The 13,047-nt window shown below is 31.9% G+C and carries 10 protein-coding genes; 2 read left to right on the top strand and 8 right to left on the bottom strand.

Features of this window, described 5'->3' with window-relative positions; genetic code table 11:
* The 8 genes from FH779_RS07795 to kduI are packed head-to-tail and all read right to left on the bottom strand — an operon-like array spanning position 1 to position 9,397.
* Complete coding sequence (locus FH779_RS07795) at positions 1-1,614, bottom strand: UxaA family hydrolase (RefSeq protein WP_180906630.1); 1,614 nt, start codon at positions 1,612-1,614, stop codon at positions 1-3.
* 9 nt (positions 1,615-1,623) lie between these two features.
* Positions 1,624-3,081, bottom strand: a complete 1,458-nt coding sequence (locus FH779_RS07800; protein ID WP_180906631.1) for a tagaturonate reductase — start codon at positions 3,079-3,081, stop codon at positions 1,624-1,626.
* Positions 3,082-3,100: 19 nt separating this feature from the next.
* Complete coding sequence (locus FH779_RS07805; RefSeq protein ID WP_180906632.1) at positions 3,101-4,621, bottom strand: MFS transporter; 1,521 nt, start codon at positions 4,619-4,621, stop codon at positions 3,101-3,103.
* A gap of 44 nt (positions 4,622-4,665) precedes the next feature.
* Positions 4,666-5,340 carry a bifunctional 4-hydroxy-2-oxoglutarate aldolase/2-dehydro-3-deoxy-phosphogluconate aldolase gene (locus FH779_RS07810; protein WP_180906633.1) on the bottom strand — a complete coding sequence of 225 codons (675 nt, stop codon included), beginning with the start codon at positions 5,338-5,340 and terminating at the stop codon, positions 4,666-4,668.
* A gap of 2 nt (positions 5,341-5,342) precedes the next feature.
* Positions 5,343-6,350: a sugar kinase gene (locus tag FH779_RS07815; RefSeq protein WP_180906634.1), complete on the bottom strand. Its 1,008-nt coding sequence runs from the start codon at positions 6,348-6,350 to the stop codon at positions 5,343-5,345.
* 8 nt (positions 6,351-6,358) lie between these two features.
* Positions 6,359-7,756 (bottom strand): glucuronate isomerase, encoded by a 1,398-nt coding sequence (gene uxaC, locus FH779_RS07820; protein WP_180906635.1) that lies wholly within the window; start codon positions 7,754-7,756, stop codon positions 6,359-6,361.
* Between the two features lie 14 nt (positions 7,757-7,770).
* Positions 7,771-8,553, bottom strand: a complete 783-nt coding sequence (locus FH779_RS07825) for a gluconate 5-dehydrogenase (protein ID WP_180906636.1) — start codon at positions 8,551-8,553, stop codon at positions 7,771-7,773.
* A gap of 7 nt (positions 8,554-8,560) precedes the next feature.
* Positions 8,561-9,397 carry a 5-dehydro-4-deoxy-D-glucuronate isomerase gene (gene kduI, locus FH779_RS07830; RefSeq protein ID WP_180906637.1) on the bottom strand — a complete coding sequence of 279 codons (837 nt, stop codon included), beginning with the start codon at positions 9,395-9,397 and terminating at the stop codon, positions 8,561-8,563.
* Positions 9,398-9,770: 373 nt separating this feature from the next.
* On the opposite strand from kduI, the gene FH779_RS07835 reads away from it, so the two are divergent.
* Together FH779_RS07835 and FH779_RS07840 are read left to right on the top strand one after the other, a co-directional pair.
* A complete protein-coding gene (locus FH779_RS07835) occupies positions 9,771-11,210 on the top strand; it encodes an MFS transporter (RefSeq protein ID WP_180906638.1) in 1,440 nt (479 codons plus the stop codon).
* A gap of 185 nt (positions 11,211-11,395) precedes the next feature.
* Positions 11,396-13,045 (top strand): hypothetical protein, encoded by a 1,650-nt coding sequence (locus FH779_RS07840; RefSeq protein WP_180906639.1) that lies wholly within the window; start codon positions 11,396-11,398, stop codon positions 13,043-13,045.
* Positions 13,046-13,047: the final 2 nt, after the last annotated feature.

Here is a 13,047-nt window from a genome sequence, read left to right on the forward strand (position 1 = left end):
TTATAAAGAAACGCCTCTTTTCCAAGGGATAAAATCATTTTGATTTAAAATTTTAGCTTTTACTTTGACTTCACCGCTTGCAACTTTTATGATAAATTCTAAAAGCTCGTCAGCGGTTTCTTCAATTGTTTTATTTCCTGTGATGATTTCTCCTGTGTTAAAATCGATAATGTCAGGCATTTTTTCTTGTAATGCTGTGTTCGAAGAAATTTTTACAACAGGAGCAACAGGATTTCCTGTAGGCGTTCCTAAACCTGTTGTGAATAAGACAATATTAGATCCAGTTCCGACTAAAGCAGTTGTACATTCTACATCATTTCCTGGCGTACATAGTAAATTCAATCCAGGTTTTTTGATATATTCTGTATAATCTAACACATCTTGAATAGGAGAGGAACCTCCTTTTTTGGCAGCACCAGCAGATTTCATCGCATCTGTTATTAATCCATCTTTTATATTTCCTGGAGAAGGATTCATGTCGAATCCAGAACCCGCGGCGACAACAGAATCTTCGAAATCTTTCATTAATTGTAAAAATCTTTCGGCATCTTTTTCGTTAACACAACGATTGATTAATTCTTGTTCAACTCCGCACAATTCGGGGAATTCGGACAAAATTGTTGTGCCTCCAATTGCAGCCATAATATCTGATAAATAGCCTAAAGTTGGATTAGCAGAAATACCAGAAAAACCATCTGATCCTCCACATTCTAATCCTAAAACTAATTTGGATAATGGAGCTGGTTTACGTTCAATTTCATTGGCTTTTTTGATTGCTTCGAACGAATCTTTAATAATTCCGTTTAACATATTATCAACTGTTCCAGATTTTTGTTGCTCATAAACGATAATAGGTTTTTGACTATCAGGATTGATTTTATGCAAAGCTTCTTTAAAAATATCAACTTGTAAATTCTGGCAACCAAGGCTCAAAACTGTTGCACCAGCGACATTAGGATTATTTACATAACCAGCAAGCAATCTTCCTAAAGCTTCAGCATCTTGACGAATTCCGCCACAACCACCTTGATGTGTAACGAATTTAACATCAATATTTTTGAAAACTCTTGTGTCTTCTTCACCTGTTTCTTGCTCATTTTCATCAGAATTCTGAATTAACGAACGTAAAAGCAATTGATGTTTAGATGGTTTTTCGAATAATAATTCTTTTTCGAAAACATCTTTCAAAATTTCGACATTTCTGTTTTCGCAAAAAACTAAAGGAAAAAACAACCAAATATTTTCAGTTCCAACCTGTCCGTCTTCTCTGTGATACCCCATAAATGTTTTATCTTTCCATTTATCGATATTTGGAGCAGTCCATGACGTTGTAGCCGTTTTCTTTTCGACTTTAGAACTTTGATGTTTTACATTTTCAGTCGTAATAACTTCACCTTTTTTTATGTTGCAAACGGCTTTTCCGACAGTAATACCATACATCGTAATCGTGTCATTTTCTACAAAATCTATTGCAGCAAATTTGTGTTTCGCATTTGTATCTTTCTGAATTTCAAATTCAGCATTATCAACGACTACAATTTCATTTGCTTTTAGGTCAACTAATGCAACAATTACATTATCTGTTGGATTAACTTTTATAGCTTTTTTCTGCATTTTTCTCTCTTAAATCGTTTGGTTGCTATACATTTCATAAGATTTTTCAATCCCATATTCATCAATTAGTCGAAGAGCTTTTTCAACTTCATTTTCTAATTGATTCACTTTTGTCAAATCTTGTTCCCAAAAATTTATATTCTTCAAAACAGAATTGCTTATTTGTTGATAATCATTGTCTTTCCAAATGTTTTTAAACTCATTTATAATTGCTTCATCATCATTTACAGGTAATTTTTGATTGTTCCAATCACCTTTGTAAAAACGAATTAAACAAGCCAAAGAAAATGTAATTCCTTTCGGAATTTGATTAAATTTTTCTACATAATCTAATAAACTTGGTAGAACACGAACTTTGAATTTTGAGATAGAATTTAACGCAATACTTGATAAATAGTGCTTGATAAAAGGATTTCTAAATCGATCTAAAACATCTTCTGTATATTCTTTTAATTGTTCTTCTGGTAAATCAAGAATAGGAATAATTTCATTATAAATAATATTTTTAATAAAATTTCCAGCTAATTTGTTATCGATTGCATTACGAACAGTTTCTATTCCTAACATGATAGAAAAAGGAACCATTGAAGTGTGAGCTCCATTCAAAATTCTGACTTTAGAAGTACGATAAGGCGCTATATTTTCGACAAGCAAAATCTGTTCATTTGCTTTACTTAAAGGAATCTTTTCTTCTAATTTTTCATCACCTTCAATTGCCCAAAATAAGAACGCTTCTGAAACGACAATCAATTCATCTTCATAGTTTAATTGATTTGTGTAGCTCTCTAAATCATCTTTTGGAAAACCTGGTACAATTCTGTCTACTAATGTATTATGAAAGTTATTTGAAGTGTTAATCCAAGTGATAAATTCATCTTCTAAGTTCCACAATTTTGCATATTCTAAAATATAATCTTTCAGAATAATGGCGTTATTCTCAATTAATTCACATGGAATAATTGTTAAGCCTTTGTTATTATCTCCATTAAAATAAAGATATCTTTCATATAAGAACGCAGTTAATTTTGCAGGAAAATTTTCGTGTGGTGCATTTTCTAATTTATCTTCTGAAGGATTAAATACAATTCCAGATTCTGTTGTGTTAGAAAAAACAAATTCCAATTGATCTTCTTTTGCTAATTTCAAAAAATCTTGGTATTCTTTATAAGGATTAATAGATTTTTGAATCGCAGAAATAACACGATTTTCATCAATCAATTCACCTTTTTTAATTCCTCGAATAAATAAAGTGTACAGATTATCTTGTTCTTCAAAAGTATGAAATGAACTTCCAGAAGGCGTAACTTTTATGTTTGCGATTCCTGCATTAAAATTGGCATCTTTATTCAGTTTATCGATTACATAGTCTGTAAAAGCGCGCATAAAATTTCCACCTCCAAATTGAATAATTTTTATAGGAAGTTCATTTTCTTGATGATATAGTTTTTTATTTAATTTTGTTTTCAAGTTATTGAATTTTAATTGATTATTTAATCACTTTGTATTTTGGTACTAATATTTTCATGACAATCCATGCTGTTAAATATGCAACTCCACAAATTGTAAAAATGATCATATAACCTTTATTGATTCCATCAACTATAATTGCTCCTGATTTTTCTAAATCTGAAAGTAAATTTTCTGGTAATCTTTCGTTAATGTATTGAGGATATTTTTCTAATAATGGTATACCATCGATAGTTGTCCAGTTTTTGTGCGAATAATCAAATAAAACTCCTGATGATTTGTTGATCAAAAAAGAACCAATTCCACCAGCCATACCACCAATTCCAACTATTGTAGCAATAGCGCTTTTAGGAAACATGTCTCCAACAGTAGAGAAAATATTTGCAGACCAAGCTTGATGTGCTGCTCCAGCAATACCGATGATAATTACAGGAACCCAAAAAGAGGTTGCACCAAGAGGTTGAGCTAATAATGCCAATAATGGAAAGAAAGCAAAAATTAACATTGCGCGCATTCTTCCTGAATATGGATTCATATTTAATTTATCGACAAAATATTTTGGTAACCATCCTCCAATAATAGAAAGTAATGTGATGATATATAGAACAAATAAAGGTAAGGCACTTTGTGTGCTATCCATCTTGTATACTGAGCTTAAGTAGGCTGGAGTCCAGAAAAGATAGAACCACCAAACGCCGTCTGTCATAAATTTTCCGAAGATAAAAGCCCAAGTTTGTTTGTATTTAAAACATTCAGAAAATGTTAGTTTTCTACCTTCTGTAGATGCGCCTGTATTTTCTTCTATATCTTGTTGAATATATTCTAACTCAGCACTATTAACCTTTGGATGTTTGTGTGGTTCTTGGTACAAATAAATCCAAAATCCCATCCAAATAAATCCTAATGCTCCGATGATGATAAAAGCCATTTCCCAACCCATTGATTTTGCAATAAATGGAATTGTAAGAGGAGCAGCTAACGCACCAACAGTACCACCAGCATTGAAAATACTTGTAGCAAACGCGCGGTCTTTTTTCGGGAAATATTCGGCTGTAGCTTTGATTGCTCCAGGGAAATTTCCTGCTTCACCGATTGCTAAAATTAATCGAGCAAAAATAAATAAGCTAACACTTGTTGAAATAATTAATGAAGTGTCACTTACTTTTTCTAAGACTTCTTTTGCTCCAGCAAATCCTAAAAACCAATTATCTGTAATAAATCCTGCCGTTGCAATTCCGCAAAAAGCATGTAAACATGCACCAATCGACCAAATTGCAATAGCATATAAGAAACCTTTTTTAGTTCCCATTTTGTCAATAAATCGACCCGCAAATAACATACTTACAGCATAAAATATTGAAAAAAGAGCGGTGATATTTCCGTAGTCATTATTATTCCAGTGAAATTCTGGAACTAAGTAATCTTTCCAAGTTAATGATAAAACTTGACGATCTAAGTAATTTATGGTTGTGGCAACAAATAGTAAACTGCAAATAGTCCATCTAAAACTACTTGGTTTAATGGAAGTTTCGTTCTTCATTTAGTGTGTTTTTGTGATTTATTATTTTGACTTCTTCCTTTAAATCATATATTTTTTAATTCTTTATAAATTTGTATTGATTCTCCAACTGTTCGTTCTATTTGAGAGTAATCATATTCATTCGATGAATTTTTTGTGAACAATTGTGATCCAATTCCAACACAATAAGCGCCAGCATTTATCCAACTTGCTATACTTTCTTTTGTTGGCATAACTCCTCCGCTTGGCATTATATCCGTCCAAGGCATTGGTCCGTTTACAGCTTTTATAAAATCTGACCCTCCAACTTGTGTTGCGGGAAATATTTTGATGATTTCTGCTCCTAATTCTTCTGCTAAAGATATTTCCGATACAGAACCACATCCAGGCATCCAAGCTACTTTTCTTCGGTTACAAACTTTTGCTACTTCAGGATTTAATGAAGGTGCAACAATAAAATTTGCTCCTAATTGTAGATATAATGCAGTAGTTGGTGCGTCTAAAACAGAACCTATTCCTAAGATTAATTCTGGTAATTCTTTTGCCGCATATTTATTTAATTCAGCAAAAACTTCGTGTGCAAAATCGCCTCTGTTTGTAAATTCAAATAATCTTGCGCCACCATCGTAGCAAGCTTTTATTATTTTTTTAGAAATTTCGATATCTTCATGATAGAAAACAGGAACAATTCCAGTTTCTTTTGCTTTTAAAGCGACTTCTATTCTTGTAAATCTTGCCATTTTTATCTTTTTATTCTTCCCCCAAAATTCCCATTAACTAACTCTAAAATATCATCAACAGAAGCTAAATTTGTGTCACCTAAAATGGTATGTTTCATTGCGCAAGCAGCATTTGCAAAGTTTAAAGCAAATTGATCATCATGATTAATCAAACCATAAATCAAACCTGCAGCAAACGCATCACCAGTTCCAATTCTATCAACGACGTGGTTGATTTGAATTTCTTCTGTTTCTAAATATTCATCATTAATCCAAGCTCTACCTTGTGTTGCTTGCGAACTTGCATTAATTCCAATTCTAACTTTATCAAATACTTTTTGAATTGATGGAATTTCTTTCATCAATGTTTTAGAAGCTTCAATAAATCCATTCTTATCCGTTGAGAAATTTGTTTCTAAAATTTCATTGATTTCATTCACTCCCCCAATAAAAATGGTTGAATATCCGATTAATTCTTTCAAAATATCTTGTCCTTTTTTACCGTAATTCCATAAATTACTTCTATAAGCAGGGTCAGTTGTGATGTTGATTCCTTTTGAATAAGCGAATTGTAAACCTTGCTTCAACGTTTCATAAGCAGATTCTGAAATTCCAGGTGTAATTCCTGTCCAATGGAAAAAATTACAGTTTTCTAAGGCTTTATTCCAATCAACTTCGTTTGGTTTTATATTTGAAAAAGATCCATTTAATCGATTATATGCAATACGACTTGGTCTGACGTCAGAACCAACTTCCAAAAAATATAATCCAAGTGGATGCTCATTTTTTGTGATAAATGAAACATCAATTCCTAAACTCTTCATGTAAGAAATAGCTGCATCTCCGACAAAATCATTCGAAACATTTGAGATGTGCTGCGTTTTACAACCAAAAGTTGACAAAGAAGCCGCAACATTCATTTCTGTCCCGCCAAAAAAGAATTCTACTTCTTTACTTTGTTGCAAAGTTTTATGATTTGATGGAGAAATTCTCATTAAAACTTCTCCAAAAGTCAAAATATTATTGCTCATAAATAGGTCTAAAAATCAAAATATTCTTTTGCATTGTAATAACAGATATCTGATATTGTTTTTCCAACTAATTCAATATCATTTGGTAATTCTCCATTTGCCATTTCTTCTCCGAACAAATTACAAATAACTCGTCTGAAATACTCATGTCTAGGGAAAGATAAGAAACTTCTTGAATCTGTCAACATTCCAATAAAGCAACTTATTAACCCCATATTAGATAAAGCATTTAGTTGTTTGATGATACCATCTTTTTGATCTAAAAACCACCAGCTTGAACCAAATTGTACTTTTCCTTTTACGCTTCCATCATTGAAATTCCCAATCATTGTTGCGAAAATTTCGTTATCAGCTGGATTCAAATTATAGATGATTGTTTTTGTCAATTTATCATTTCCATCTAGTCTATTTAAGAATTTAGAAAGATTGGCTGCTTGTTTAAAATCTCCGATAGAATCCCAACCTGTATCTGGCCCTAAAACACGATGCATACGAGCATTGTTATTGCGAAGTGCGCCTAAATGATATTGTTGAATCCATCCAAATTGATGATACGTTTCTCCTAAAAATAGAAGTAGGGCAGTTTTGAATTGTTCGATTTGAGTATGATTTAACGGTTGGTTATTTCTTTTTGATTCGAAAATTATATTGATTTCATTATCAGTAAATTCTTCGTAAGAAATATTATTTAAACCATGATCACATATTTTGCAACCGATTGCATTAAACGCTTCAATTCGATTATATAAAGCATCTTTCAAGTTTTGGAACGAATTAATTTCGAAACCAACAACTTCAGAAAGTTTATTAATATATGAATTGTAATCTTCATTTTCAATCAGAATTGCTTTATCTGGTCGGAAAGCTGTACTAACTTTAGTATTAAAATCGCTTTCATTCAGTGTTTTGTGATATTCTAACGTATCTGTCGGATCTTCAGTCGTACAAACCGTTTCAGCATTTACTAAGCTTAATAAACCTTGACAAGATTTATCTGCTTGTTGTAATTGAGCCGAAGTATTCTCAAAAATTTCTTTCGCGTTATTTTCGTTCAATAATTCATCGATTCCAAAATATCGTTTTAATTCTAAATGAGTCCAATGAAATAGAGGATTTCGAAGTGTATGAGGAACAGTTTTCGCCCAAGCTTCAAATTTTTCTAAATCTGAAGCATTTCCTGTGATACAATTTTCATTAATTCCTAACGTTCGCATTGCGCGCCATTTGTAATGATCTCCAGCAATCCATACTTTCGAAATATTTTCAAAAACTCTATTTTCTGCAATATCTTTCGGTGATAAATGATTGTGATAATCTATGATAGGAAGTTTTTCAGCATAGTTGAAATACAATTCCTCGGCATATTTATTTTGTAATAAAAATGTATCAGTTATAAATGATTTCATATAGTATTTAAATTTTACTCGTTTGATGGTTTACCTATTGTTGCTAAAATTCCTCCATCGACATAAATAATTTGTCCATTAACAAAATTACTTGCTTCCGAAGCTAAGAAAACCGCTGTACCAGCTAAATCTTCGGGATTTCCCCAACGACCTGTAGGTGTTCTGTTGATGATAAATTCGTTGAAAGGATTTCCATCAACACGAATAGGTTCTGTTTGAGAAGTTGCAAAATAACCAGGTCCGATTCCGTTAACTTGAATGTTGTGTTTTGCCCATTCTGTCGCTAAATTGCGCGTTAACATTTTCAATCCACCTTTTGCCGAAGCATAGGCAGAAACATTGTCTCGTCCCAATTCGCTCATCATCGAACAAATATTAATTATTTTTCCAGCTTTACGCTCAATCATTCCTTTTGCAACCAATTGTGACATAATGAAAGGACCAACTAAATCGACATCGATAACTTTTCTGAAATCTTCGATATCCATATCTACCGCAAGAACTCGTTTGATAATTCCAGCATTGTTGACAAGAATATCAATTTGACCATGATTTTTTTCGATTAACTCAACTTGTTCTTTTGCTTTCAGTTGATCAGTCACATCAAAAATATATCCAGTTGCAGTAAACCCTTTGCTTTTATAATATTGTAAAGCTTCTTCAAGTTTTGAAGGAGTAGTACTTGTAATAACTAATTCAGCACCAGCTTGCGCCAATCCTTCTGCCATTGCTAATCCTAAACCGTGTGTACCTCCTGTTATTAAAGCTATTTTTCCAGATAAATCAAATAAATTCATAATTCAATTACTTTAATTCATCCGTATTTACACCATCCATATCACTGTAATCCATATTTTCACCTGCCATTCCCCAAATAAAAGTATAATTTGAAGTACCTACACCCGAGTGAATAGACCATTCTGGCGAAATAACAGCTTGATTGTTTTGTAAGAAAATATGACGCGTTTCATTTGTTTGTCCCATAAAATGGCTAATCGATTGCCCTTTTTCTAAATCAAAATAAAAATATGCTTCCATTCGTCTTTCATGTGTATGAGCCGGCATTGTATTCCATACACTACCAGGATGTAATTCGGTCATACCCATTTGTAATTGGCAAGTTTCTAAAACACTATTTACAATCAGTTTATTAATTGTTCTTTTATTCGCATATTTAGAGTCGCCTAACTCAACAATTTCAGCTTCGTTTTTTGTTATTTTTTTAGTTGGAAAAGAGTGATGAGCTGGAGCAGAGTTGATATAAAATAAAGGCTGTTCGTTATTTACTTTATCAAAAACAATTTCTTTATTTCCTTTACCAATGTACAAAGCTTCTTTATTACTCAATTCGTATTCAGTTCCATCAATTGTAACTTTTCCTTTTCCACCAACATTAATAATTCCTAGCTCTCTTCTTTCTAAGAAAAATTCTGCTTTAAGATCTTTTGTAGGTTCCAGAGTTAGTGCATGATTAACTGGGTAAATACCACCAATAATCAAGCGATCATACATTGAATACACTAATTTCACCTGATCTTCTATAAATATATCAGGAATTAAAAAATGTTCTCTTAGTTCTTCAGTTGTATATTTTTTAACATCATTAGGATGATGTGCATACCTAAATTCAGAATTTATCATAATAGTTATTTATTAAAATTAATGTAATCGATTACATTTTATATTTAAAAAAATACATCGAGATGATGTTTTGTAAAAGTATTAAAAAGTTTTTTAATAATGTACATAAAACACTATAAAAAATTTAACTTAGAGGATTAAAAAAATTTAAGATTTTAAATCTTAATATATTAATTTAAATAAAATCTTTTTTTTAAAAAATTAATTTCAATTTTATTTAGTTTATGTTCAACAAAATATAAATTAATTTCTTAATTACCCTATGTCAAATGTAAATTGATATTTGTAAAATAAACTATAAATAACCTATATTTATAAGCTGGTTGTTTAGGCAATCATCAACCAATATTTAAAAAAAATTATATCAAAACACATGAGTCAATCACAAAAAACTAATTGGGGTCAATTTATCCCACTAGTTACAGTATTCTTCTTTTGGGGATTCGTTGCGTCAAGTAATGAAATATTAATACCTGTTTTCAAAAAATCATTTGATTTATCTCAAGCAGAAAGTCAATTAGTAGCAGTTGCATACTACATCGCTTATACAGTCGGAGCTTTAATTTATATGGGAGCCTCTTTATTAGCAAAACAAGATTTAATCAATAAATTTGGGTATAAGAATTCATTATCTTTTGGACTTCTTTTATCTGCCATTGGAACGCTTTTTTTTATTCCGGTAGCCAATACAGGATCATTTCCTTTAATGTTAACAGGTTTGTTTACTGTAGGTCTAGGTTTTTCGTTGCAACAAACTGTTGCTAATCCACTTGCAATTGCTTTAGGAGATGCAAGTACTGGATCTCAACGTTTAACATTAGCGGGAGGTATTAATAACTTAGGAACTACAATTGGACCTTTAATTGTTGCTTATGCAATTTTTGGTGCGGGTGGAGAAGGAGAAACAACTTTGAGTATAGAAGCAGTTAAAATTCCATATTTGTGTTTGGGTGTTGCTTTTTTAGCTGTTGCCATTTTCTTGAAATTTTCGTCTTTACCAAATCATCCAGAACAAGAGGATGATAGTGCAATTACAACTTCAAAAAATGATAAATCATCAGCCTTAAAATATCCTCAATTATTATTAGGAATGCTTGCGATCTTCTTATATGTAGGTGTAGAAGTTTCTACTGTAAGTAATTTACCAGCATATATGCACAATGAATTAGGATTCGATATACAAGGAGTAACACCATACGTTTCATTATATTGGGCAAGTATGATGATTGGTCGTTGGGGTGGTGCTGCAGAAGCATTTGGTTTAGATAAAACAAAAACATTGGCTCTTAAATTTATAGCACCTTATTTAGCTTTTGGAATTTTCTTATTAGTTAATTACATTGCAGGACATGATTTGAAACCATTTTATTTATACAGTGTAATTATTTTAATAATGATTTTAGCTTCTTTATGGACAAATGGAAATCCTGCCAAAATGTTATTAACTTTCTCAATTATCGGAATTGTAGCATTATTAATTGGAATGAATACAACAGGTTTAGTTTCTATTTATTCTATTACAAGTGTTGGTTTGTTTTGTAGTACATTATGGCCTTGTATTTTTGCATTAGCAATTAATGGTTTAGGAAAAAATACTTCGCAAGGAAGTAATTTCTTAATTATGATGATTATGGGAGGAGGACTAGTAAGTATATTCCAAGGATATATTGCAGATTTAACAACTGTTCATTCTAGTTATATCGTTTGTATTTTATGTTTTGTATATTTAGTATTCTACGCAATTGCAACACCTAAAATTCTTAAAAAACAAGGAATTAATCTTGATGAAGTGAAATCCGAAGGAGGACATTAGGAAGATTCAATATTTAATAATTTAAATAAAAGGTTGTTTTGTAATGTATTACAAAATAGCCTTTTATATTTTATATGAAAAATATCATGTGGAATTATTTCTTTTTGTAATATTGTTAAAAATTATACATTATATTTGCGAAATAATTCTTATTGCTACCAAAACCAATTAGAACCAATTTATTTATGAAAAAAACTTTACTTAGTCTTGCACTAATAAGTATTACTTATTGTGCAAATGCACAGGTGGGTGTTGGAACTAACACACCGCAATCTACTTTAGATATTGTAGGAAAACCTACAGATACAGCAACTCCAGATGGTGTTATTGCGCCTCGTGTATCAGTTGCAAACTTAGATGCAAAAAATGCAGCTTACACTACTGCTCAAACTGGAGCTATCGTATATGTAAATGATATCTCTGCAAGTTCTACAGTGACAGCTACAGCTGCAATTAATGCAGTAGGATACTATTATTTTGATGGAACAAAATGGGTGAAATTTACTCCTGCAGTAGCAACACAAGACTTACGTTTAGTTGGTACAAATAATCACTTAACGCAAGATGCTGGTATTGGGAGTAATGGAAGTTCCTTAGGGACTGGTACAGATAATATTGCGATAGGAAGTAATACATCAAATAAAATTACGAATGCTTCTTCTACAATAGCGATTGGAGGAAGTGCTTTATCTAATCTAACATCAGGACAAGGAAATATAGCGATCGGAGTTCAAACTCAAGCTTCAACCACAACTGGTACATATAATACCGCAGTTGGTTACAATTCTTTGACACAACAAAACTCGTATGGTAATAGTACTGCTCTTGGTGCTTATGCAATGAATAATGGTTTTGGTAACAATAATACAGCTATTGGTGGATATGCAGGAGCTGGATTAGCACAAAATAGCGATAATACATTAGTAGGAGCTAATGTATTAAAAGCTAATGTAGGTACTAATCCTACAGGAAATACCCTTATAGGTTCTGGCATTAACCCAAATACTGCAAATATTACATATGCAAATGTAGTTGCATTAGGTAATAATGCTTTGCAAGATGTTACAAACTCAGCAACAGCTACAACGGTAAGTAACTCTACTTTTGTTGGTAGCAATGCTACATTAGACGCGACAGTAAACGCTGGAGCTATGTACGCAACAGCCATAGGTGCTGGGGCTGTAGTAGGTGCAAGCAACTCTATTGTTTTGGGACGACCACCTGTTTCTGGTGCTGCACAAGACAAAGTAGGTATTGGTACTATAAAGCCTACAGAAACTTTAGATGTAGTGGGTACTGCAAGAGTAAGTAGTCTTGCTAATACTGAAAATAAAATTGTAACAGCCGATACAAATGGTAAATTAGGGCTATTATCTGTAGCTGAGATAAATTCGCCGAAAGCATTTATCAATAGTTCTCAATCTGAAGCTATACAAATTATACCAATATATGATGGACCTTGTTATAAACCAAGTGATAGTACATCATCTTGTAGTATAAGAATTAATCACTATTCTTCTTGTACGGGATTTACAAACCCAGTTAGTACTGATATTATTGTCGTAAATAATATTAATACAGGAACTGGTAGTTACGGTACAACATGGTCTCCTAAATTTATTAATAATAAAAGTTTATCATCAGAACCTGTTATTACAGCTCCTAATTCTACTACCAATACTTATACAGGGACAGGTACTTTTGGAGGAACTTGTTATGCTAGTCTAAGAGCAACAGTTACTCCTGCAACTGGTAATGTGAAAATAGAATCAGTTAAACAATATATGTTTACGCATCTTAATTATTTGATAGATGTATCAAGATCAGCGCAATAATT

Origin of the sequence: Empedobacter falsenii (genome assembly GCF_013488205.1) — a bacterium.
Lineage (GTDB): Bacteria > Bacteroidota > Bacteroidia > Flavobacteriales > Weeksellaceae > Empedobacter > Empedobacter falsenii_C.